The 23,097-nt window shown below is 58.8% G+C and carries 20 protein-coding genes, 1 tRNA gene, 1 other RNA gene and 1 riboswitch; of the genes, 9 read left to right on the forward strand and 13 right to left on the reverse strand.

Annotated elements, in window-relative coordinates:
• Positions 1-394, forward strand: a 394-nt coding sequence (locus DCC24_RS10730; RefSeq protein ID WP_146206322.1) for a transposase, incomplete at its 5' end; no start/stop codon positions are given.
• On the opposite strand, the gene DCC24_RS10735 is transcribed toward DCC24_RS10730, so the two are convergent.
• The 4 genes from DCC24_RS10735 to DCC24_RS10750 all read right to left on the reverse strand — a co-directional run bounded on the left by DCC24_RS10735 (position 382) and on the right by DCC24_RS10750 (position 5,985).
• On the reverse strand, positions 382-969 hold the full coding sequence (locus DCC24_RS10735; RefSeq protein ID WP_110099910.1) for a hypothetical protein: 588 nt from the start codon (positions 967-969) through the stop codon (positions 382-384). The two genes, DCC24_RS10730 and DCC24_RS10735, sit on opposite strands and share 13 nt — an antisense overlap.
• 176 nt (positions 970-1,145) lie before the next feature.
• On the reverse strand, positions 1,146-2,432 hold the full coding sequence (locus DCC24_RS10740; RefSeq protein ID WP_110099911.1) for an aspartate kinase: 1,287 nt from the start codon (positions 2,430-2,432) through the stop codon (positions 1,146-1,148).
• Between the two features lie 172 nt (positions 2,433-2,604).
• Positions 2,605-3,219: a recombination mediator RecR gene (recR, locus tag DCC24_RS10745; RefSeq protein ID WP_110099912.1), complete on the reverse strand. Its 615-nt coding sequence runs from the start codon at positions 3,217-3,219 to the stop codon at positions 2,605-2,607.
• A 36-nt stretch (positions 3,220-3,255) separates the two neighbouring features.
• Entirely contained in the window at positions 3,256-5,985 is a 2,730-nt protein-coding gene (locus DCC24_RS10750; RefSeq protein WP_110099913.1) for a DNA polymerase III subunit gamma and tau, read from the reverse strand.
• Between the two features lie 185 nt (positions 5,986-6,170).
• Here DCC24_RS10750 and DCC24_RS10755 point away from each other — a divergent pair, with 185 nt between their 5' ends.
• Complete coding sequence (locus DCC24_RS10755; RefSeq protein WP_110099914.1) at positions 6,171-6,692, forward strand: type 1 glutamine amidotransferase domain-containing protein; 522 nt, start codon at positions 6,171-6,173, stop codon at positions 6,690-6,692.
• Positions 6,693-6,700: 8 nt separating this feature from the next.
• On the opposite strand, the gene DCC24_RS10760 is transcribed toward DCC24_RS10755, so the two are convergent.
• Positions 6,701-7,726 carry a nitronate monooxygenase family protein gene (locus DCC24_RS10760; protein ID WP_199445898.1) on the reverse strand — a complete coding sequence of 342 codons (1,026 nt, stop codon included), beginning with the start codon at positions 7,724-7,726 and terminating at the stop codon, positions 6,701-6,703.
• A 726-nt stretch (positions 7,727-8,452) separates the two neighbouring features.
• On the opposite strand from DCC24_RS10760, the gene DCC24_RS10765 reads away from it, so the two are divergent.
• A complete protein-coding gene (locus tag DCC24_RS10765) occupies positions 8,453-8,665 on the forward strand; it encodes a hypothetical protein (protein ID WP_110099915.1) in 213 nt (70 codons plus the stop codon).
• 14 nt (positions 8,666-8,679) lie between these two features.
• On the opposite strand, the gene ffs is transcribed toward DCC24_RS10765, so the two are convergent.
• Positions 8,680-8,776, reverse strand: an RNA gene (gene ffs, locus DCC24_RS10770) — signal recognition particle sRNA small type.
• Positions 8,777-8,920: 144 nt separating this feature from the next.
• On the opposite strand from ffs, the gene DCC24_RS10775 reads away from it, so the two are divergent.
• Positions 8,921-9,006: transfer RNA gene (locus DCC24_RS10775), tRNA-Ser, on the forward strand.
• A gap of 290 nt (positions 9,007-9,296) precedes the next feature.
• Positions 9,297-9,434 (forward strand): hypothetical protein, encoded by a 138-nt coding sequence (locus DCC24_RS12100; RefSeq protein WP_158524667.1) that lies wholly within the window; start codon positions 9,297-9,299, stop codon positions 9,432-9,434.
• Between the two features lie 188 nt (positions 9,435-9,622).
• Here DCC24_RS12100 and DCC24_RS12240 read toward each other — a convergent pair whose 3' ends face one another.
• A complete protein-coding gene (locus tag DCC24_RS12240; protein ID WP_199446275.1) occupies positions 9,623-10,663 on the reverse strand; it encodes a PT domain-containing protein in 1,041 nt (346 codons plus the stop codon).
• A 1,108-nt stretch (positions 10,664-11,771) separates the two neighbouring features.
• Between DCC24_RS12240 and DCC24_RS10790 the strand changes: the two genes are divergently transcribed.
• Entirely contained in the window at positions 11,772-12,725 is a 954-nt protein-coding gene (locus DCC24_RS10790; RefSeq protein WP_110099917.1) for a cyclase family protein, read from the forward strand.
• Positions 12,726-12,752: 27 nt separating this feature from the next.
• On the opposite strand, the gene ribH is transcribed toward DCC24_RS10790, so the two are convergent.
• The 6 genes from ribH to DCC24_RS10820 form a co-directional block, all read right to left on the reverse strand.
• Positions 12,753-13,238, reverse strand: coding sequence for a 6,7-dimethyl-8-ribityllumazine synthase (gene ribH / locus DCC24_RS10795; RefSeq protein ID WP_110099918.1), 486 nt, complete (start codon positions 13,236-13,238; stop codon positions 12,753-12,755).
• A complete protein-coding gene (gene ribB / locus DCC24_RS10800; protein WP_110099919.1) occupies positions 13,235-14,623 on the reverse strand; it encodes a 3,4-dihydroxy-2-butanone-4-phosphate synthase in 1,389 nt (462 codons plus the stop codon). Before ribB ends, ribH begins: the two co-directional genes overlap by 4 nt.
• Positions 14,624-14,657: 34 nt before the next feature.
• Positions 14,658-15,317, reverse strand: coding sequence for a riboflavin synthase (locus tag DCC24_RS10805; RefSeq protein ID WP_110099920.1), 660 nt, complete (start codon positions 15,315-15,317; stop codon positions 14,658-14,660).
• Positions 15,317-16,471, reverse strand: coding sequence for a bifunctional diaminohydroxyphosphoribosylaminopyrimidine deaminase/5-amino-6-(5-phosphoribosylamino)uracil reductase RibD (ribD, locus tag DCC24_RS10810; RefSeq protein WP_110099921.1), 1,155 nt, complete (start codon positions 16,469-16,471; stop codon positions 15,317-15,319). Before ribD ends, DCC24_RS10805 begins: the two co-directional genes overlap by 1 nt.
• Positions 16,472-16,557: 86 nt before the next feature.
• Positions 16,558-16,695: riboswitch (FMN riboswitch) on the reverse strand.
• Positions 16,696-16,887: 192 nt separating this feature from the next.
• Positions 16,888-18,270, reverse strand: a complete 1,383-nt coding sequence (locus DCC24_RS10815; protein WP_110099941.1) for an aldehyde dehydrogenase family protein — start codon at positions 18,268-18,270, stop codon at positions 16,888-16,890.
• A gap of 185 nt (positions 18,271-18,455) precedes the next feature.
• Entirely contained in the window at positions 18,456-19,283 is an 828-nt protein-coding gene (locus DCC24_RS10820; RefSeq protein WP_158524668.1) for a TIGR03084 family metal-binding protein, read from the reverse strand.
• 611 nt (positions 19,284-19,894) lie between these two features.
• On the opposite strand from DCC24_RS10820, the gene DCC24_RS10825 reads away from it, so the two are divergent.
• From DCC24_RS10825 to DCC24_RS10835, 3 genes are all read left to right on the forward strand, one after another.
• A complete protein-coding gene (locus DCC24_RS10825; RefSeq protein WP_110099923.1) occupies positions 19,895-21,154 on the forward strand; it encodes a glycine betaine/L-proline ABC transporter ATP-binding protein in 1,260 nt (419 codons plus the stop codon).
• The gene (locus DCC24_RS10830) at positions 21,151-22,038 is read left to right on the forward strand and encodes an ABC transporter permease (RefSeq protein WP_369860289.1); all 888 of its coding nucleotides are present in this window, start codon (positions 21,151-21,153) and stop codon (positions 22,036-22,038) included. The genes DCC24_RS10825 and DCC24_RS10830 overlap by 4 nt, the downstream gene beginning before the upstream one ends.
• A 68-nt stretch (positions 22,039-22,106) precedes the next feature.
• Positions 22,107-23,057, forward strand: coding sequence for a glycine betaine ABC transporter substrate-binding protein (locus DCC24_RS10835; RefSeq protein WP_233492070.1), 951 nt, complete (start codon positions 22,107-22,109; stop codon positions 23,055-23,057).
• Positions 23,058-23,097: the final 40 nt, after the last annotated feature.

Raw genomic sequence — 23,097 nt, forward strand, 5'->3', positions numbered from 1 at the left:
GGAGCGGATCGTAGACCTCTTCGCCGACGCCAACTTCACCGCCGTCGAAGTCACCTGGGCCGTCTATCAAGACATTGTGCGCGCTTACCGAACCAACGACGGCAACGAGGGCAAGAAGCTCTTACAAACAGTCATCGACGATCTGACGACGAATCTGCCGACAGGACTGGCCGAACTCAAGCGGTTAGGACGGACTCTGAAGCGTCGAGCTGCTGATATCCTGGCGTTCTTCACCCGACCGGGAACGTCGAACGGGCCTACCGAAGCGATCAATGGCAGGCTCGAACACCTACGGGGCTCAGCACTCGGCTTCCGCAACCTCACGCACTACATCGCGAGATGTCTGCTCGAGTCCGGCGGCTTCAGACCGGTTCTACACTCTCAATTACGATGAGCCGGTTTGGCCTCGGGCGCGTAGAACCGGTAGGCATCAAAGTGGGTGCACGTGATCTTGTGGGATTCCACCACCTCGTCGGTGCCGGATGCTCCGAGTCGCAACGGTAGCTGGGCGTGCCGAATCCCGTGGCGGTCCGATCGGTAGGCCATCGCCCACTCGTGCAGACCAAAACAGCTCAGCTGGGCCCGGCGGGGTAGTGTGGCGGCGAGCAGATTGACCGTGACATTGATGGCGGTCTGGCGCTTGGCACGAAAAGAGTCGGTATCCACGCGGTACCCACCCCAGTCTGAGTCATACCGGTAGTGCGGGTAGTCAGCATGGTCGGGGGCCTGACCGGTGTGATCGGGGAGCAACACAGCGTGGGGGCCCGGATGCCAGCGCTTCAGCGCTCCGGCGGTGAAGGAATAGTAGGAGAACATGAAGTCGAAGATCGGGTGTTTGATCCCGGCCGCGCGGAGCTCGAAAAGTTCCCGGGTCAGCTCGGTGATGCGTTGGCTGTGTGCGGCGGATCGGGCCCGATAGTCCTCGGCATCCATCACCGTCAGGGTTCCGGGGCTGGTGGCTGTGTGCATGGGTGACAGTCTAGAAGATCACTGCGAGGTGGGTCATCCCCCGCAGGAGTGAAACAGGCCGGTCCGCCACCGGGCGAGTACCCGGGGTGGTGGACCGGCCATCACGTGTGGTCAGTTGCCGTGACGTCTTGCTGTGTTGAGGTCTTAACCTCTTGGCGCCACTGGCGGGACCGGTGTTAGCGGCCGGTGCCAGCGTAGACGGTGGCTTCTTCTTCGGCGTCGAGGTCGAACTCGGTGTGGATCGCCTTGATCGCGTCATCGAGCTTCTCGGCAGCGGTGATCACCGAGATGCGGATCTCGGAGGTCGAAATCAAGTCGATGTTGGCGCCGGCGTTGTGCAGTGCGTCGAAGAACCGGGCGGAGATCCCGGGGTTGGAGCGCATACCGCCACCGACCAGCGAGACCTTACCGATGTTCTTATTGAACAGTGTGTCCTCGAAACCGATGTCCTCCTGCGCCTCGCGCAGGGCCCGCAATGCCTCGTCGCCCTGATCCTTGGGGATGGTGAAGGAAATATCGGTGCGACCGGAGCCGGCGCGCGAGACGTTCTGGACGATCATATCGATATTGGTGTTGGTCTTGGCCACGACGTGGAAGACCTCGGCGGCCTTACCCGGCACGTCGGGTACACCGATGACGGTGACTTTACCTTCGGATCGATCGTGAGCAATACCGGCAATGATGGGTTGTTCCAAGGGTTCGCCTTCCTTCAGGTGGATCGAATCGGCTGGATCGGGGATGACCCACGTTCCTTGATGGTGGGAAAATGAGGAGCGGACGTGGAGTTTCACGCCAAAGCGGCGGGCATATTCCACCGAGCGCAAGTGCAGGATCTTCGATCCTGAGGCCGCCATTTCCAGCATTTCCTCGGAGGAGATTTCGTGGATTTTCTTCGCGGTGGGCACCACGCGGGGGTCTGCGGAGTACACGCCATCAACATCGGTGTAGATCTCGCAGGCGTCGGCCCGCAATGCTGCCGCCAAAGCCACCGCCGTGGTATCGGAACCACCGCGTCCCATGGTGGTGATGTCTTTGGATTCAGGGCTCATGCCCTGGAAACCGGCCACAATGGCAACATCGCCCTCATCGACGGCTTCTTTAATGCGGTAGGGGTTGACCTGCACGATCCGGGCATCCCCGTGCTGGGTGTCGGTGAGCATACCGGCCTGAGAACCGGTGAAGCTACGGGCCGTGATACCGCGTTCGTGTACGGCCATGGCCAGCAGGGACATGGAAATGCGCTCGCCGGCCGAGAGGAGGATATCCATTTCGCGCACTGGGGCTTGACGAGAAATTTTATCGGCGAGGTCCAGCAGGTCATCGGTGGTGTCTCCCATGGCGGAGACCACCACGACCACTTGGTTCCCAGATTTTTGGGTGTCGGCAACACGACGTGCTACCCGTTGGATGGATTTGGCATCGGCAACCGAAGAGCCGCCGTATTTTTGAACGATAAGACTCATTGAGAACTTTCGCGATTGATGTGCGTGCTAACAAGACATTAAGTGTACGGAGGATGCCACCCCAGCGCACCTGAAAAAAGGTGTAATTAAGCAGATACGGGTGAAATATTGCGAATTGGGGGTATGTTCGTGGCTGAGTTGTGAGCTGAGACATGCGAGGTGATGACCTGTATCACTCTTGTGAGGGGGATTCTCCCAAGCGACGGCGGCCTTCGAAGGCTCGGCCCAGCGTGACTTCATCGGCATATTCTAGATCTCCACCCACCGGCAAGCCCGACGCCAACCGGGAGATGGTGATCCCGGTGGCAGCGAGCATGCGAGTCAGGTACGTTGCGGTGGCTTCGCCTTCCAAGTTGGGGTTGGTGGCAATGATGACCTCTTGGATGGTGTCGTCTTGTAGTCGGGAGAGCAACTCGCGGACGTGGAGTTGCTCGGGTCCTACTCCACCGATGGGGTTAATCGCTCCGCCTAAAACGTGATAGCGACCGTGGAAGGTGCGAGTGCGCTCGATGGCCAGCACATCCTGGGATTCCTCCACCACACATAGCAGTCCGCGATCACGAGACTCATCGGCGCAGATCGGGCAGATCTCGTGTTCGGTGACATTGAAACAGACCGAGCAGAGTTGAATCTTTTCCTTGACCACGCGGATGGCATCGGCGAGTTTCAGCATCTCCTCGGCATCGGCCTCCAAGATGTGGAAGGCAATGCGTTGGGCAGACTTCGGGCCGATACCGGGTAGTCGGCCCAGTTCGTCCATCAAGTCTTGGATGGCGCCGTCATACACGATGGGACCTTCTTTGGTTGAGCTGGTGGTCAGCGATCAGGATGAGAACTTCGGAGTGCCGTCGGGGTTGAGTTCTTCCACGAGCCGGGCGTTGAGGATGCGCTCTAGCACCGGGCGTCCGACAAGGCCGGAGTCCTCAACGAGAACGTCATCCTCGCTGGCAACCTCTTCGTTCCAGGCTACTGGTGCCGGCTCGTCGTGAGTGGCTGGTTCGGGGTGGCGATCGCTCGGGTCCTGGTGGGGGTGCTGTTGCGGTGAAGGAGCGGGGGGATGGACCGGGGAAGACGCGACGGTGTTATGTGCCGTGTTTTTCCGGTACTGGTTCATCATCTGCTGGAACATTGACGGCCGGGAAGAGTTTTGGGTGTCTTCACCGGGCGCGGATTCCGCAGCCTGGGGTGTAGTGGTGGTCTCTGCGGAGCCGGGGTCAGTATCGGTGGTGTTCTGGGTGCCGGGGCGATTGGTGTCTGGCGCGTGAGCGCTCGGCGGAGCAGGAGAGGCTGAATCTTGCCTCGGCGTAGAGGAATCGGGGGTCTTGGGGGGATAGGTCGGGATCAAATCCCCGAAACGTTCCTGGAACTCTGCGCGAAGTTCAGCCTCGGGTTTGGCGAAGAAAGGGACCTTGGGCTTGGTGGCTGGATCTGGGGTAGGGATGAATCCGGCGTAGCCGTCCTCAGCAACCGGCTCGGAGGCGGACTGAGTTGCCTGTGGCGGTGCGGGGGATGTCTCGCCCTCATCGGGTATTTCGTCCCAGGCTACAGGGGCCTGCTCATCTTCGGCGAGTTCAGCAAGTTCTTCGGCACTGGGCTGGTACTCGGAGACGGCCGATCCGGTGTGCACAGGCGTCTGCTCCGGCGCCCCGGGGCGCGCGTTCTGACCAGTCTCTGCGGACGGAGGTTCCTGGCCCGACTCGCGCGCTGGAGCAGATCGCGTGGGAGTCTGTGGCGCCGGGGGCGCAGAGACCTCGGTGGACGTCACTGCTGGGGTCTCTGCCGCCGGCGTCGGGCGGCTTTCAGCTTTTGGGTCGACACCACCGCCACCACTACCGCCGGAGTTGGGGGCCGCAACCGATGGGGTGGCCGTATCTGATCCGACCACTAAGTCCACCTGAGGTTCAAGGCCCAGAATCTGCTGGTAGGCCTGGGCAATGATCTGTTCACCACCACGCTTTTGGGCGGTGTGCTTGGCCCCGTCATTCCGGAAGCCGATCGTCAACGTGGTGCCATCAAAGCCGGCAATGCCCGCGTTGTCTTTGAACGTCATCCACATCAGGCGTGAATGTTGTTCGAGATAGTTGATCACCTCCGGCCACGCACGGCGAACCATTTCCACCCGGGAACTGCCTTGGTCCGGGCTGGGCTGACGCGGCTCAGCCGACTGGTCGGGCTGAGTGTGCTGGGGTGGCGCTTGTGGTGGTTCCGACTGCTGGGGTTGGTCGCTGGGAGCAGGTTCCGGTTGTTGCTCGTCGCCGGCATTCCCGCGCAGAGTAGCCCGCGCCAGGGCGGCCCCAGAGGTGGTGGTATTGCCAGCAGTGGCCGCAGTGGCGGATGCACCGCTAGCTGTCGACTCAACTGCCCCGGCTGGGGCAGCAGGGGGCGCTGCGCCGTAGTCCAAACGACGCTCAATGCGTTCGATCCGGGCAGCCAGGCCCTGCTGGGTCTCATCGATCGAGGGCAACATCAGTCGCGCGACCAACAGCTCCAGGTGAAGTTTGGGCGAGGTTGCCCCGACCATTTCAGTCAGGGCCTTTGCGGTGATGTCCGCGGCCCGCGAAAGCTCAGCGGCTCCCATCTGGGCGGCTTGGGCATTGAGGCGACGGATCTGGTCCTCAGAGACGCCATGCAACACACTTCCAGCATTCTCGGCCATGGCTTTGACGATTACCACGTCGCGCAACCGTTCCAGGAGATCTTCCACGAAGCGACGCGGGTCCTGGCCGGATTGGATCACCCGGTCGATGACTTGAAAGGACGTTTCGGAGTCTTGGGCTGCCAGGGAATCGACGACATCATCTAATAAGGACTCGGGGGTGAACCCCAACAGGTTCACAGCGAGCTCATAACTGACGCCTTCCTCGGTGGCTCCGGCAATGAGCTGGTCGAGTACCGAGAGCGTGTCGCGCACTGAACCGCCACCGGCTCGAACCACCAAGGATAAGACTCCGGGCGCAATCGTAATGTGTTCGAGTCCGGCCAGCGACTCCAGATAGTTCATCAGCGGTTCGGGGGGAACCAGTCGGAACGGGTAGTGATGAGTCCGCGAGCGGATGGTGCCGATGACCTTATCTGGCTCGGTGGTGGCAAAAATAAACTTGATGTGCTCGGGTGGTTCCTCCACGATCTTCAACAGCGCGTTGAAACCAGCAGAGGAGACCATGTGTGCCTCGTCGACAATAAAGATCTTGTAGCGGTCCCGGGTGGGAGCAAACGTCGCACGTTCCCGCAGGTCACGTGCATCATCTACACCGCCGTGAGAGGCCGCGTCAATCTCGATCACGTCCAGGGAGCCCGGACCACCGGTGGCTAGCTCGCGACAGGAATCGCACTCGCCACAGGGCACCGGCGTGGGCCCCTGGACACAGTTCAAGCAACGGGCCAAAATACGGGCCGAGGTGGTCTTGCCACAACCGCGTGGACCGGAGAACAGATAGGCGTGGTTGACCTTATTTTTGCTCAGCGCGTTCTTCAGCGGCTCGGTCACATGTTCCTGACCGATCACATCATCAAATGTGTCCGGACGGTAGCGACGGTATAAGGCGGTGGTCACATCAGTACACCTTAGTCGCTGTCAGCCAAAAGTGTGTAGCTGACCGAATCCGCATCGATCGTATCCCCTTGACGAGACCGTCGAGAAGTACTTGCGTTAAAAGGGAGCAACAGGATCTCAAACCTGCACGACAAATGCATCGACAATCCATCGGGATATCGTGAACAACGTCGCGAAAGGAGTCACTGATTCTCGTGGCACAGCGTGTTGCTTTTTTGGTCACTGACAACTATGAGCCTTCAGAATTGACGGAACCCTGGAAAGCTGTAGCCGAAGCAGGGGCTGAGCCCGTGCTGGTTTCTCCGAAGCAGCAGGAAGTATCCGGTAAAGAAGGTGCCCACGCCCAGCCGGTTGACCTTGAGGTGGCCCAGGCGAAGGCAGAGGATTTCGATGCTCTCGTTCTACCGGGTGGCACCGGCAATGCTGATGCGATCCGTCTGGATGAAAACGCTGTGGCTTTCACTCGCGGGTTTTTCGACCAGAACAAACTCGTGGCCGCAATTTGCCACGGCGCATGGATTCTGACCGATGCTGAGGTACTCCAGGGTCGGAAGCTCACGAGCTTCCCCTCACTGAAAACCGATCTGCGCAACGCCGGGGCAACCTGGGTGGACGAGGAGGTTGTCGTCGATGGCAAGCTCATCTCCTCGCGCACTCCGGCAGATCTGGACGCCTTTAACCGCGAGATTGTCAACAAACTCGGGTAATCACGTGGTTACTCACTAAGTTGCTGTGCCACCAGTGCTTTGTGCTGGTGGTACTGCTCGGCGAGGGCGCCGATGATGGATGCGGCCGGCGCCACGGCGTCAATTTGTCCCACGCCTTGGCCGGAACCCCAGATATCTTTCCAGGCTTTCGCGCCACCGTCATTCCAATCCATTGTGGAGGAGTCTCGTTCAGCCAGGTGGTCGGGGTCTAGGCCGGCAGCGGTGATACTGGGCTTCAGGTAGTTTCCGGCAACGCCCGTGAAAGCCGAGGTGTAGACGACATCTGCGGCAGCAGAATCGAGCACCATCTGCTGATACGCATCGGGCACGTTCGCTTCCGTGGCAGCAATGAACTTCGTGCCGACATAGGCAAAATCTGCGCCCAGCACTTCGGCGGTGAGAATAGATTGTCCGGAGGCAACAGAACCGGACAGTGCAATCGGCCCGTCGTAGAAACGACGAATTTCAGGGACCAAAGCAAACGGGCTGGTAGCTCCTGCGTGACCACCCGCACCTGCACAGACCAGGATCAGCCCATCGACGCCGGCCTCGATAGCTTTACGTGCGTGCCGAACGGTGGTGACATCGTGGAAAACTAATCCTCCATAGTCGTGGACTACTTTGACGACCTCGGTGGGAGCGTGCAAAGACGTGATCACGATCGGAACTCGGTGCTTGACACAGACGCCAAGATCGTCCTGGAGGCGCTTGTTCGTGGGGTGGACGATCAAATTCACCGCATAAGGAGCAATGCGACGTTCTGGCTCTTGTTCTTTGAGGGAAGCCAGTGTCGTTTCGATCTCGTCAAGCCAGACCTCAAACTGTTCCTGTGGCCTGGCATTCAAGGCTGGAAACGATCCGATAACGCCATTGCGACACTGTTCAATGACCAGTTTCGGATTCGAAATAATGAACAGGGGTGCACCGATGACTGGCAACGTCATGTTCGCTTTGAGATCTTCGACTACCGTCACGGCTTTTTCTCCCTTGGTTGAGCTCTTTCGGGGGTGAGCTTGGCGCTTTGCAGAGCCCATGCCCCGCTGACTAGTGTAAGTGATTTTCACCATATGTCACGAGGCTGTGGTAATGCGGCTTGTCGTGTTGTTTGAATTTGCGCAACAAAAAAGTGGCCCGGATGGTATCGCATCCGGGCCACCTCTCATCACTCACACCTTGAAGAGGTTGATATCAACTCTAAGGGGCTTAAATGTGAAGAGGCTTGAGTCAAGGTTAAAGGAATCTGGGAATCTGACGATCTTTTGCTACCGCGAAGAGTGCTTCGTTGTAAAAGAGCACGCAATGTGGGCGATCTACCGGCGCGCGGTGGAGAGTCGGAGAGAACCTCGAAACTGCTGCGCCACGCTAAGCTGTTCCCCTCACGCCGTGGGGCACATGTGCTGAGACAATGTTGGATGGACGGCGATGGCGTGGCTGGATAACTCGCCGGTTACGGGCTAGACCGGGATTGTGAACGGTCTGGTCGTGGATGTCTGGCCGTGGATAGCTCATGGTCGAACGCAGTCTGTTGAGTCAAAGAATCGGCCCGGATACTTGGGGGAGTATCCGGGCCGATCACTATCACTCATCACTCACACCTTGGAGGCGCTGGTTCCAGTCTAAGATGCGAATATGTGAGGACCCTTGGAACCGGGTCAGCAGTTGCTGGCAATTCTGAGTTAGCGCGAGAACTTCAGGAACGGGGGCATGAGATAATAGGAGTACGTAGTGGTCACAACAGCTTTCGGATCAAGAGGAATGTGATGAAGTACTTGTCTACCCCCGGATTGTTCGCTGGAGTCTGGACCGGTGTGTTGTTCGCCTTTATGTTCAGTGTCGACTTTAACTTCTTATTGGCCCTGGTCTTTGGATTGGTGCTCGGTCTCGTCGTGACCGTTGTCTTCAACCTGGGTACACCCACCGATCAAGAGCCGTGGGCTAAGCGGGCGCGGAACAAGGGCGAGACTGCAGCCTAGCCTAGAAGTTATAACAAAAAGGCCCCTCACGTACCTGCCAGAGCCTTCCTACCCTTGCTACATTCCTGTCCTGGGGGAGTTCAGAAAGATGACACCACGTGAGGAGCCGTGACCCATCGTATCAGGTCATGACAAGAGCCGGGCGCAGGAGTCATTCAGGCACTGTCGGTGCGCATTTTGAAAACGTGTCATGATTTCAGCTATGCTTGAACCTGCTCTTGCACGAAGACGGCATGTGTTCGAGTGAGAGCTCAAGGAGGATTCGCATAGCGGCCTAGTGCGCACGCCTGGAACGCGTGTTGGGTTAACAGCCCTCAGGGGTTCAAATCCCCTATCCTCCGCGTACGACCCCGGGAACCGTTGAGTTTCCGGGGTTTTTCGTTGCAAACAAAGGAAATTAGTGGAATTGGCTTATCTCAGGTTGTTCCAGGATATGCGCCAAAATACCCTAAAACTAGGGACAGGACATAGGGACATGGCACGACCTGAGAAGCTACCTCGAGGGATCACGTTCAGGCGAGGTAAGTACAGGGTCAGAATGAGCTACTTAGGTGTGCAGTATGAGATAGGTCAGTTTGATCGGCGTCAGGACGCAGAGAAAGCTCTTGAGATAGCTAAGGAACAGAAAGCTATGGGTGTTTTCGTTCCCCCGGCCAAACTGAAGCAACAGCGAAAGGCTCAGCGACAGGTTGAAGAAGCACAGGCGGTCAAGGACGCTAGAACAGTGCGTGACCTCGGCGAGGCGTGGCTGGCATGGTTGGAAGAATAGAGCCGGAGTCTTGGCACCCTGTACATGTACAAACGACTACTTGAATGGCATGGCCAGTCTATTGTCGGTTTTTTGGATTCAAGATGGCGTCGATATTGATGGGGCAGGTCTGCTATGACCTGCCCCATCAATATTTGTGAGTTGCTTTGTTGCAGGGTCGGTTTAGGCCGACCTATTTTATTTATGTTTTAGGAGTGAGCGCGGCGACGTGCTGCGATGAGTGCAGCTGCACCACCGGCAACAGCCAGAGCGCCAGCTCCGGCGAGTACGCCGGCGGTGGCACCGGTGTTAGCCAGGGTGTCTCCGCCACTCTGCTGACCGGAACCTGCGGCTACAACTTCCTTGTCGCCAGAGCCTTTGTCGCCAGAGCCCTTGTCGCCAGAGCCTTTGTCGCCAGAGCCCTTGTCGCCAGAGCCTTTGTTGCCAGAGCCCTTGTCGTCGGAGTCCGAGCCGTTGTCGGCGCCAGAGCCGTCTTTATCTGCCACGACGGTGAAGTTGACGGTGCAGTCTTTGGCTGGTTCTCCGTTGCCCTGCGTGCCGTCAACAGTTACGGTGTAGTCGCCAGTGGCCAGTGCGGTCTGGGTTCCTTCCCCGGGTGCCTCGTCTTCGTTACGGGTCTCTTGGCCCAGATTGAAGGCGAAGAATCCTTCTTCGTCGGCTTGATCCGAGAACTCAGCGTTGTCGACGTCTGAGTCAGTGGAGACTGCCCAGGTGTACTGGGATCCGTGTTCCAGGCCTACGCCGGCGAAATCGACGCCGGACAAGGTTTCACCCTGGGCCAGGGTGTTGTCTTCGCGTGGGCCACTGCCGGCTGAATCAACGATCCACACATCACAGGTATCCGGCAGTTCCGTATCAGTAGGCGACGGCTCGTCGGTGGGTTCGTCGGTGGGTTCGTCGGTGGGCTGGTCGGTTGGGTCGTCGGTGGGCTGGTCGGTGGGTTCGTCGGTGGGCTGGTCGGTTGGGTCGTCGGTGGGTTCGTCGGTGGGCTGGTCGGTTGGGTCGTCGGTGGGTTCGTCGGTGGGCTGGTCGGTTGGGTCGTCGGTTGGGTCGTCGGTTGGGTCGTCGGTGGGCTGGTCGGTTGGGTCGTCGATGGGCAATTGTTCACCGTTGCCGGGCTCATTGGGGTCAGCGATAGCCGGGCTGATCATCAGGCCACAAGACAGCGCAGTTGCGGATCCGAATCCGACGATTGTCGCCAGAACGCTCTTTTTGGATGAGGTGGACATGGGGCTCTCCTTAGTGGAATGAAGTTGTGCCTAAAAGAATTGAGGGAATGAACTACCCGGAGGCTGAGCGACCCTCTCGAGTCAAGACTTTGGCTCGAACTCAAAATCAAGGGTATAAGCACCTCGTGGGAGGTACAAGGGCTTTTTGTCAAACTTCGGCGGTATCGCAGGGATGTAGCTTCGATTCTGGTCAGGCAGTCTCCGGCAAACTGGCTAGTCAGGATGATATTTTTTGACTTTTAGGGTGGCTGTGCAATCTTTTTTAACCGAAGAATATTATTCTCATTTCTGACGCCGGGTGCGCGCGTTCCGACCTTGAGGCGTTCGGTATCCTGTACGTTTCATTATTTGACTTTTGATCCGGAGGGTCGGCGCCATCTGGTTATTGTTAGCTATGTGGTAACTAATCATTAACTATCGGTTAATTATTTCATTTCGGTTAGTTAAGGATCATCGACTCATCGTGGCGCGGAAGTACGAGTGGCATGAGCGGATTCTCGGGTACTAGAAACCGGGGTTAGCACTATCGTTGACGGTGGGGAAAGTGGAGGATTACTCATCGGTGGTCGGAACGTTCTACAAGGTATCTTCGACACGGATGTTTTCTCTGTCTGGGGTTGAATGGGTTCGTTGTTCCTCCTCTCCCATCGGTGTAGCCCGGATTGGTGACTCATCGGAGAACGTGGCGTCGCGCTGACCGTCTTCCTTACTGCGCTCGGCGGGTTCTGCCGCCGGAAACGTGCCATGATTTGTTGTCCGAAGGCTAACCTGTCGGTGCCCATAGGGTTACCGTCCTGGTCGTCGTTATCTTCGGTGTGCTCCGTTCTTCCGCCAGGCTTCCGTTAGCGCCGACGGGTTGTCGGAATCGTCAACACGGGGTACGGCTAGTATCCGCGAAAGCTGGAATTGGGGGCGTTAGGCAAGGCTGCAGTAACACTTCACCCTGGGGTTGCTACAAGAACACGCCAAGGTGCCTCGCGAAGTCCATTCTGGACCGTGCGAATCTTGCGCTCGCCGTTCGCGTGTAACTATGATGTACGCCATATTGAATCGGGTGAGGTGGAGGTCAAAACCTCTTTCGCGACGGGGATAGATAGGACGAATTCAGATGCCACATGTGCCAGAACTGAGAGAACTACTAGCGAATGCTCCGAAGAATTGGGGACGTTGGGGTGCGGACGATGAGGTGGGCGCCCTGAATTTTCTCACCAGAGATGAGGTGCTCCGGGGTATCAAAGCTGTGTCAGAGGGCGAGGTTCTCACCCTGCAACGCATGATTGGTGATCCGAAAGGCGACCCGGTTTTCCCAGGGCGCGAACCAGCCAAGCTAGAGATGATTACCGATGAGTCGTCCTGGGATGCTGGCACGGGCCCAGAGTTCCCCGGCGGTATGCACTATGCCGATGACAAAATGTTGGCGTTCTTGCAGGGATCAACCCAGTACGACGCTCTGGGACACGTCTGGTACGACGGAACGCTGTGGAATGGCTACGATGCACGCACCACGGTTGGTGGTTTAGATAAAGCGAGCGTCGCCCCCATTGCGCAACGTGGTGTGGTGGGGCGAGGAGTCCTTCTCGACATAGCTCGGTATCGAGGCGTGGAATCACTCGATGCCGGGGAAACCTTCGACCACGAGGAGCTTTTAGCTTGTGCAGAACATCAGAACATCACGCTCGAGAAGCACGACATCGTGGTCATCCGTACCAATTACCTCCAACGGTTCCACGATGAGGGGGAGTCGTTCTATGAGGATTTTTGCGAACCGGGCTTGGCTTATTCTCCGGATCTTGTGGAGTGGTTCCATGAGATGGAGATCCCCAATTTGGTGACCGATTTGATTGGTAACGAGGTCACGTTCGATCCTGCCACCGGGGTTGCTTTGGTGCTACATAATGCGCTGATGCGCAACCTGGGGGTTGTCTTTACCGAGATTTGCGACCTCGAAGAGCTGGCAGAGAAATGTCACGCTGACGGTAAGTACGACTTTCTCTACACTGCCGCGCCACTGAAGATTCACCGCGCTACCGGGTCTCCGGTGAACCCCCTCGTGATTCGATGAGTACTCTCACCGCGACTCCTCTTGGCGTCATGACGAACTACGACCGGTCGTGATCTTTTGCACTGCCCGGGCCAGGTGCAAAGCAGCTTCAGTAGCTTCTCGGCCTTTGGACTCGCGCGCCCCGGCTGCTCCCGAACGATCCCAGGCTTGTTGCTCGTTGTCTACAGTCAATACTCCAAATCCGACGGGTTTGCCGGTATCGAGCTGGACCCGGGTGAGCCCCTGTGTGACAGCACTGGAGACATAGTCGAAGTGCGGAGTTTCTCCACGGACGATGACCCCAAGACAAACCGCGGCATCATATCCCGTCCTTAAGGCAACCTGGGTAGCCAGGGGAAGTTCGAAGGAGCCGGCCACGGTAAAAGTTTCCGCTTCGGCCCCGGACTTGGTGATGGTCGTAATTGCCTCCTGTTGCATGGTCGAGATGACGTGGTGATGCCAACTGGCGGCGATGATGGCTACGTTAAGACCCTCAGCATTCGCGGAAAGCTGGGGCGCTCCTGCAGAGCTCATGCGGACAGGTTCCTCTCTGTACTCTGATCTGTGGCGGGACCTACGGATTGCGCCGAGGAAACTCCGGCGGTCGTCACAGACTGGGTGTTGGTCGTGATGGTCAAGGTCTGGGGGAGTGTATGCCCCATCTTGTCGCGCTTATCGCGCATGTATTGGACATTAGTGTCATGAATGTTGACCACCAGGGGCACGGTATCGACGACGGTAATACCTTCGCTGGTGAGCTGAGCGACCTTCTCGGGATTATTCGTCAACAGTCGCACCCGCGTCATACCGAGCTCGGCCAGGATCTCGGCAGCCACCTCGTAATTGCGGGCATCGGCTGGTAAGCCCAGCTGAAGATTGGCCTCCACGGTATCCAGTCCTTGTTCCTGCAGGGCATAGGCCCGCAGTTTGTTGGCCAGTCCAATACCGCGCCCTTCGTGGTCGCGCAGATAAATTACTGCGCCGCCCTCGGCGTGGATCTGCGCTAGAGAGGCATCGAGTTGCGGACCACATTCACACTTCAGCGAGCCGAAGACCTCACCGGTGATGCACTCGGAATGGACTCGCACTAACGGGACGTCGCGCCGGTCTTCGGCGTTGGCCGAACCCGGGGCTGTCACCGCCAAATGGTCAATGCCCTGCTGGCGGTCCCGATAGGCCCTGATCCGGACATCACCGTGGATCGTGGGGACCAGCGTGTCGGCCAGTAGCGAGACCCTGCGGTGGGCGCGGTGCTGTACTGGTGAGGTGCCCGACTGTAAGTGCTGGGAGGCGTCAGTGGCATGGCGGGGATCGCGCTCATTGAGGTAATCAATCAGCTTCTCGATCGTGGTCACCGGAACCTGTTCGGCAGCACCGAGTTCTTGTAGCTGCGGCAGGCGCATCATCTCACCGTCATCGGCGACAATTTCGGCAATGACCGCCACCGGGGCCAGGCCGGCCAGCTTCATTAATTCCACCGAGGCCTCGGTGTGGCCCGGGCGGACCCGCACCCCACCGTCCACGGCACGTAAGGGGAGCACATGCCCGGGACGGGTCAGGTCTGCTGGCACACCGCAGGGGTCGGCCAGCCGGTGGAATGTGGTCATCCGGTCATGGGCTGAAATCCCGGTCGTGATTCCTTCGGTGGCATCGACGGTGACGGTATAGGCGGTGGCTTGGGGATCCTGACTGTGCTCGACCATCATCGGCAGATCTAACCGATCGGCGATCTCGCGCGTCATCGGTGCGCACAGCAACCCCGAGGAATGTTTGACTGCCCAGGCGATCGACTCCTGGGTAGCCAGCTGGGCGGAAATGATGACATCGCCCTCATTTTCGCGGTCTTGATCATCAGCGACAATAACCGGCCGGCCTGCTTTTAAGGCGGTGACCGCCTCGTCAATGGATGCTAAGGACAACAGATGCCTCCGTTCAGAACGATAGGGTGATACCTCAGTTGGCTGAGGTGCGGTCGAAGGGGACGATGAGTGAACGGTCGAATTGGGCCAGGCGCGCTAGGTGCCGGGCTAGAACATCGGTCTCGAGGTTGACCGCGTCCCCGGGGCCGAGTTGCCCCAGCGTGGTGGCTCGCAAGGTTTCGGGGATCAGCGAGACCTCAAACCAGGGAGTCGTTTCAGCCGGTCCTGACACGGCGGAAACGGTCAGGGAAACGCCGTCGACGGTGATCGATCCTCGATCCACGATCAGTGGGGCAACCGTTGTGGTCGCCGCATCCCCGAGTAGTGCGAACCGGATCTTGCGCCATTGCTGGCCAGGGTGGATTTCGGCGACCACTGCGCGGGCATCGCAGTGGCCCTGGACCACATGCCCACCGAGTCGGGCATCCGCCCGCAGGGCCCGCTCCAGATTCACCGGAGCCCCGGCGCCTAAGTTGCCCAGCCCGGTAACGGCCAGAGTTTGGGCCATCACGTCCAGGCTGATCTCGGTGTCGGTGTGGTCAACGACGGTCAAGCACACGCCATTGACGGCAATCGAGTCCCCGTGGCTGGCATCGGCTGCCACCAGCGTGGAGCGGACGCGCAAGCGTTGGCCATCTCCATCGGGGGTGAGATCGAGGACCTCTCCGAGGTCTTCCACCAGTCCGGTAAACATCAGGGCCTCCTGTCAGGTGAGTAAGCGATTGGGTGGTGTTCTTCTGTGGTTGATGGTATGACGTATGGGGCGGGAGTTGCGATCGTCACGTGATCCGCACCCAGCTGGTGGCGCTCGTGGATGATCAGCGGGGGTGCCTGCTCCAGGCTGGTGACGCCGATATCGTCCAGGGCAGTGCGCGGTCCTCCCAGTAGCACCGGTGCGGTGTAAATCAGGAATTCATCCACGAGGTGTTCCCGGATCAGGGAGGAGATCACGCGTGGTCCCCCATCAACCAGCACGCTGGTGATGCCCTGATCCCGCAGGGAAGCGAATTCGAGCAGCAGTTCACCCGGGTGTTGCGGTGTGAGGCGCACGGCGGAATGCAGTCCGCGAGCTGCCAGAGCAGGGCTACGGTGCACGGCTGCCGTATCGGGAATATCCCGTGAGCCGAGCACGATCGGCACCGGTTGCTCGTCGGCGGGCACCAAGAGCTCTCCCTGCGCGGTACGAGCGGTGAGAGCGGGATCATCGGCCAGCACGGTTCCGGTGCCGACCAGGATGGCGTCGGCCGCGGCGCGACGACGGTGCGCATCAGCGCGTGCTGTCGGACCGGTGATCCACTGACTGGTGCCATCGGGTGCGGCTATTCGGCCGTCTACAGATTGCGCCCACTTCACCGTGATCTGCGGGCGGGGGAGCGTGCGGGCCAGCCAGGTGCCCAAAAGTCGGTATCCGGCGACGGGATCGACCGGTCCGATAACTTGCACACCGTGGCTGGCCAAGAAGTCTGCGCCCCCGCGTGCGGTGGGGGTGGGATCGTCCATCGCGTAGACCACTGTGGCAATCCCGGCCTCGAGCAGTGCCTGGGCACACGGACCGGTACGACCGGTGTGGTGGCAGGGTTCTAGCGTGATGACGGCGGTGAGCTCGTGGCCACGGTCGGCCCAGGAAGCAGGTAGTTGCCTGAGTGCGTCCACTTCAGCGTGGTCGGTTCCAGCACCACGATGCCACCCCTCGGCCCGGATTCGGCCGGCGGGATCGATCAGCACACACCCCACCTGTGGGTTGGCGGTGTCGGCCGGGCCGAAGCGGGCGATCTGGAAGGCACGATCCAGCGCTATCCGCCTGTGGGCGCGCGCTACCGTGGAAAAAGGGTTCTCGGTGTTCATCATCTTCTCTGATCATGATTCCCGGCTCGGTGAGCCGGTATGCACCGAGGGAAGGCAACCCCAACATAACGGGTGCCATTGCTGCAATCATCGTGTTCCTTTTATCCGGACTCGCGCCTGAGGCGCATCACCGTCGGTCTCGGAATTTCGCCGAGTCGGCCTCGCGGGTGCGAGGTTCGCGGACTGTCACCGCCGGTTCGGATTCTCACCGACCCCCGGAACATGAGGGTCATCTTACTCTGGTTTCGTCGTGTGTGCACCCGCAGGGTCATGTCGACTGTCATATTTCTGCACCCTGACATCAGGCGGGTGGCGCGGGGAGGGACTGGAGACACAGTTGAGGCCCGTGAACGCCCTCACGATGGGGCAGATCACGGGCCTCAACGGGATCTGTCTAGGACACCAGATGAGCGCGGTTCTTAGTGTTCGTTGTGGATACGCACCAGACGTTCATTGGTGAAGCCCTGCAGTGCCCACCGTTCGTTTTCACGACCGTAACCGGAGCGGTTAATACCGCCGAAGGGGTACTCGGGGCTGGACTCTTGGTGAGCGTTCACCAGGCACATACCGGCGTTGATCCGCTCGGCGAACTCGCGACCCTTCTCGGGGTCCTGAGTCCAGACCGAAGACATCAGGCCGTACTCGGTGGAATTAGCGATGCGCAGGGCATCTTCTTCGTCCTCGGCCTTAAAGATCATCACGGCCGGTCCGAAAACTTCGGTTTGACCCAGCGTGGAGTGCGGATCAATATCGGTCAGCAACGCCGGGGACATCCAGGCGCCGGGGCGATCCAGCTTTTCGCCACCAAAGCGTAGGGTTGCGCCGTCGGCGACACCGTTGTGAATCTGTTCGAGGACCTCGTCACGGGCCTGTACCGAGGAGAGCGGGCCCATGTCGGTCTCGGGATCGTCGTAGGGGCCGACCTTGACATCAGCCAGCGCCTTTTCGGCAGCGGCCACGAAGTCGTCGTACAGCTCCTTGACCACGATCATCCGCTTCGGGGAGGTGCAGACCTGGCCGGCGTTCGAGGTGCGAATACCAACCAGCTTCTTGGCCAGGGCGTCCACATCGTTGGTGTCTAGCACCACGGCCGGGTCGTTACCGCCCAGCTCCAGCACCGAGCGTTTGTAGTATTTGGCTGCCACGGAGGCCACCGACGCGCCGGCACTTTCTGAACCGGTCAGGGAGAAGCCCTTGACACGGAAGTCTTTCAGCACTTCTTCGGTGTCGGAAGAGTTCAGGTAGATGTTGGTGTACACACCCTGGGGCAGTCCAGCTTCTTCCAGCAGGGTCTGGAACATCTGCGAGGACTCAGGACAGATCGAAGCCTGCTTCATCAAGATGGTGTTACCCACCATCAGGTTCGGCAACACGAAACGAGCGATCTGGTTATACGGGAAGTTCCACGGCATGATGCCCAACAGCACACCGAGCGGGTCGTGCTTGACGTAGGTACGGTCCGCCACGGGAGCATCCGGCAATTCGGTGGTCTCCAAGAACTCTGCGGAGTGCTCGGCAAACCAGCGGGCCGTGCGGGCAACCTTATCGACCTCCGCCTTGCCTTGGGGGAGTGGCTTGCCCATTTCACGCCCGATGATGTGCGCCAGCTCTTCGGCACGTTCATCCAGGAGATCTGCGAACCGGTTCAGAATCTCAGCACGCTTGCTCAGGTCGGTCTGGGACCAGGATTCGTAGGCCTGATAGGCCGTGTCAATGACGACGGGAATCTCTTCGGTGGTCAGTGAGTCGAAAGTCTTCTCAACTTCACCCGTGTTGGGGTTAGTGACTGCGTATTTGCTCATGGTTCCAGCAAACACCGGAAAACCGATTTGGTAAAGGGGCATCGCGCCCCGGACGCCGTATTCATGCGAAAAGCGTAAAAATTTCTGCGTCTTTAACGAGATTAACGACACCTCGCCAGCCCGCGTCTCCGTTGTGGCCCGCGTGTGAGAGGTCGCGTGTGCGCGTGAGCGACTCAGACAGCGGGCTAGTCTTCCAGATCAGCCGGAGATAGCCGTTCCCCTGGTTCCGGTCCGGTGGTCGCAGCACCGGCAAAGGCTTGGGCGATCTGCATCCACAGCTTTGCGGTGTCACCCTCGATGTTGAGGTCGGCATCGGCAAAGTGTCGACGCTGCGTAACTACCGCGCAGAAACCCCAGGCGGAACCAATAACGCGGTTCTCGGCATCAGGGTCACCAAAACTCAGGTCAGGGCCGACCTGTAAGGACAGCTGGACATAAATTGGCTCCTGCGGTGGCGTGTGGCCGTGCAACGTGAACGCGAAGTCACGGGTCTTCACACCGAGCTCGGCAACCGAAGCTTCGGCTTCGTTGCGGGGCTTGGTCCACCCCACAGCGTCGTAGATGTCCAAGCTGTGGGCCCAGAGCTCCATCGTGCGAGCCCGGGCCATGCTGGTGGGGCTCATGGGGCGGGCCAGCCAGGCGATTTTCGTCTCCTGTTCGTCGCCGTATGCTTTCAAGCGGGTCAGTAATTCGTGATGAGTTGTCGTCCACTGATTCAGCAGCTCGGCAGGCTCCTGCTCAGCTAGTCGGTGGGCTTCAGCATCAACGTGCTTGGTGAACGCCTCTGGGTCACTACCTTGAGCCAGCGCCACCACCTGTTGAAAGCGCTCGTCGTTGTCGATGGCCGACAGACAGAGCTGATCGGTCCACACTAAGTGACCTAATTGGTCGGCAACGGTCCACCCCTGACTAACGGTAGCTTGTCGCCACTGCTCGTCGGGGATGTCTTGGAACAGTTTGTCAACCTCGGCGATTTCGCGTTCAAGTAGCACAACGGCCTCAGACAGTTTCATAAGTTTCCTTGCTTCCAGGGCGACGACGTGACCCTCCGGGCTGAAGGAGGGCGACATCGGTGCGGTGATGGGTGGTCAGATTGACTCCCTTACTGTCCAGTGTAAGCTCGTTCACACGGCTTTGTCTGCTAGGTCCATCATCATCTCTGTGGCCTCTCACTCCGGGGCGAGCATCACACGGGCGCCCGCCATGGACGTGTGCGCCACGGCCAGGACCCTGTGAATCAATGTTTTACGCCCCAAGTTTCAGCTCAAAGTGAACACATGTTGTGATCACCCGATGGGAAATTCAAAAAACTCAAGCCGTTTTCTTGGGGTCTCATGATTTGTGGGCACATAACACCGCACTATGTGATCGTTACCTTCTGGCTTCTGATCATAGGCTTCTTGTTCGTCTGGGCGGAATGGTTGACGCATTATGTGCAGTAAATCTCATTGCATTATCTGCCCGGTTGGGTAGTTTTATCTCATCCGAATTTGTGGAGCCAAGATCTGAATTATGAGATATTCCCCTGAAAGTTTGTTATTATCATTAGCTGGTGACCTTTTTGTGGCATCTCCCGCAAGGGATCGCCTTCTTGATTTTGCATGTCAACCCAAGGGAAGCGTGTATGACATCATCGCCACAGATCTCGGAGCAACCGGAGCCAACAGGTAGTGCAGGCCAGTCCGATGCCCCGGTGATTCGGGTACAGAATGTTTATAAGGTTTTCGGTAAACGTCCCGAACGAGTCGTCGAGAAAATTAAGGCCGGTGCTGACCGAAAAGACATTGGGTCTGAGGGTGTTGCCGCGGTGATTGACGCTTCCTTTGAGGTGAAGCCCGGTGAAATTTTTGTTGTGATGGGGCTATCTGGTTCCGGAAAGTCAACCCTGATCCGAACCCTGAACGCGTTGCAACCGGCCACCTCGGGCACTGTTGAAGTCATGGGGCAAGACTTGGCTCAGCTGTCGAAAAACCACCTGAGAGATCTGCGAGCCAGGCACATGTCGATGGTCTTTCAGCACTTCGCATTGTTGCCGCACTGGACCGTGCTCGATAACGCCGCCTATGGGTTAGAAATCCAGGGTTACGGTCGAAAAGAACGTCAGGAGATGGCTGCGCAGGTGCTGGCCTCGGTCGGTTTGGCCGGCTGGGAAAAGCGCTACCCGAGTGAACTCTCGGGCGGTATGCAACAGCGTGTGGGACTGGCTCGGGCGTTGGCCTCGCAGACCGATGTGATGCTGATGGATGAGGCCTTTTCAGCCTTGGACCCGTTGATCCGGCGTGAGATGCAGGAAGAAATGATCTCCTTGCAACGTGAGCTACATCGGACCATCGTGTTCATTACCCACGATCTGAACGAAGCCATGTACATGGGTGATCGTATCGCGGTGATGAAGGAAGGCCGCATCGTTCAGATCGGTACGCCCGAAGAGATCCTCTCGGTTCCCGCCAATGACTATGTCGCCTCCTTCACCGCGGATGTGGATCGGTCTCGGGTTCTCACCGCGCAATCGGTCATGGTTCCGCCTGCGGAGCTTTCGGAAGCAGAAATTACCAGCTTCGGGCGCACACACCGTAGTGTCAAGCCTGGGGCGACTTTGCAGGAGATCGTCCCGGTTGCCGTGGAAGCCGACGGCCCGGTTGCGGTTGAAGGTGAGGACCATGGCAAACGGGTGAAGGTCGGTTATGTCCGCGTCTCGCGTCTGCTGGAGGCCATGAGCCCTCAGCGCTCGGAAACACTGTCAGAGCGGTTGGAGTCAGCTGAGACCACCGACCCTGCGGACGCCCCGCCAGATGCCTCGGTTGGTCGCCACGCTGAACAAATCGATCCGTCGCCTGCTGGCGATACCGATCGCCATAAGACCGCTGGGGGTGATGCGCTGTGAGCTCGACACTGTCTGCTCTCATCCCGGCTTCGGACATCACCTGGTTCGAATTCGAGTCCATTAACGACTTCCGCTTCGGCGTCGGCGAAGCCATTGAAGCCGGTCTGGACTGGTTGCTCGGCACTTTTTCGGAAGCGTTCTCAATCGTGCGCACCACGCTGGCGACGCTCAACGACCTGCTGGTCGGTCTGCTCACCTGGCCTGACTGGTGGGTGGTAACCCTCGTCCTGGCCGGGCTGGGCTGGATCGTCAAGTCCTGGAAACTAGCGCTAGGCACCGCGTTGGGCTTCACCCTGATTGCCGGGATGAACATGTGGGAACATGCTATGGACAGCCTGGGGCTGGTGACGATCTCCACCTTTATTGCCGCAGTCATTGCGATCCCGCTGGGTATTCTGGCCGCCTCCTCGAATACGGCCTCGGCCATTATTAAACCGATCATGGACTTTATGCAGACCATGCCGCCGATGGTCTACCTCATTCCGGCGCTGGTGATGTTCCGTGTCGGTGTTGTTCCCGGCATGGTGGCCACCATTCTGTTCGCGATGGTGCCCGGTGTGCGTTTTACCGAATTGGGTATCCGCGGTGTGAACGCTGAAGTGGTCGAGGCCGGTCAGGCCTTCGGTGCCTCACGGTTCCGGATCCTGCGTCAGATCCAGCTTCCACTGGCCATGCCGACCATTATGGCCGGTATCAACCAGGTCATTATGCTGTCATTGTCGATGGTGGTCATCGCTGGTATGGTCGGCGCCGGTGGCCTGGGTGGCCAGGTCACGTCGGCCTTGAGCAGTATCGATGCGGGACTGGGCTTTGAAGCCGGTATCGCCGTGGTCGTGTTGGCGATGTATCTGGACCGGCTGACCGCGCTAAAGAAGAAAAGCTAACGGACCGGGTGCCTGAGTTGTACCGGTTCGGTTCATCATCCACACTGACACTAACTGGAGGTAACAGAGTGAGGAAGTTCAACAAGATCTGGAAATCCGTTGCTGCACTGTCTATCGGCGCCCTGGCCCTGACCGCCTGTGGCGAAGGCGACGGCACCGGCGACAACGGTGATGAGGACAAGGGCGAACTGACCATCGGCGTCTTCAACGGCTGGGAAGAGGGCATTGCTGTGTCCTACCTGTGGAAGCACATTCTGGAGGAAGAAGGCTATACGGTCAACCTCGAAGAGGCTGAGCCGGCCGTGGTGTTCTCCGGTGTTGCCACTCAGGACTACGACTTCACCATGGACGTCTGGGAGCCCACCACCCACGCGTCCTACCTGGATGAGTACGGTGACGACCTGGAAATGCTGGGTACCTGGAACGATGAGTCCTCGCTACAGATTGCTGTCAACGAGGACGCGCCGATTGACTCCCTGGAGGAACTGGCCGATAACGCCGATGAATTCGACAACCGGATCGTCGGTATTGAGCCCGGCGCCGGTCTGACCTCCGCCACCGAAGATGAGGTCATCCCGACTTACGGCTTGGACGGGATGGAATTCACCACCTCGTCCACTCCTGCCATGCTCCAGGAGCTGAACACCGCCATCGATAACGACGAAAACATCGTGGTGACTCTGTGGCGTCCGCACTGGGCATACGAGGCCTTCCCGGTCCGTGATCTGGAAGACCCCGAGGGTGCTCTGGGTGGTTCTGAAACCATGTCGACCTACGCCTACAACGGTTTCAGCGATGATTTCTCCGAGGTCTCTGAGTGGCTATCGGACTTCACCATGGAAAACGACCTGCTCTACGATCTCGAAGCCCAGATGTTCGCCGATAATGACGACGAGGGCGAGTACGAAAACATCGTGGCAGACTGGGTCGCGGAGAACCAGGATTACGTCGACTCCTTGACCGAGGGTGGCGACTCTGAGGATAACGGCGACGAAGAAGATGCCGGCGACGAAGAGTAAATTTTGCGTGTCGTCTCCGTCTTGGTGGGTCACTTGCTTG

Origin of the sequence: Auritidibacter sp. NML100628, from assembly GCF_003185985.1 — a bacterium.
Taxonomy (GTDB): domain Bacteria; phylum Actinomycetota; class Actinomycetes; order Actinomycetales; family Micrococcaceae; genus Auritidibacter; species Auritidibacter ignavus.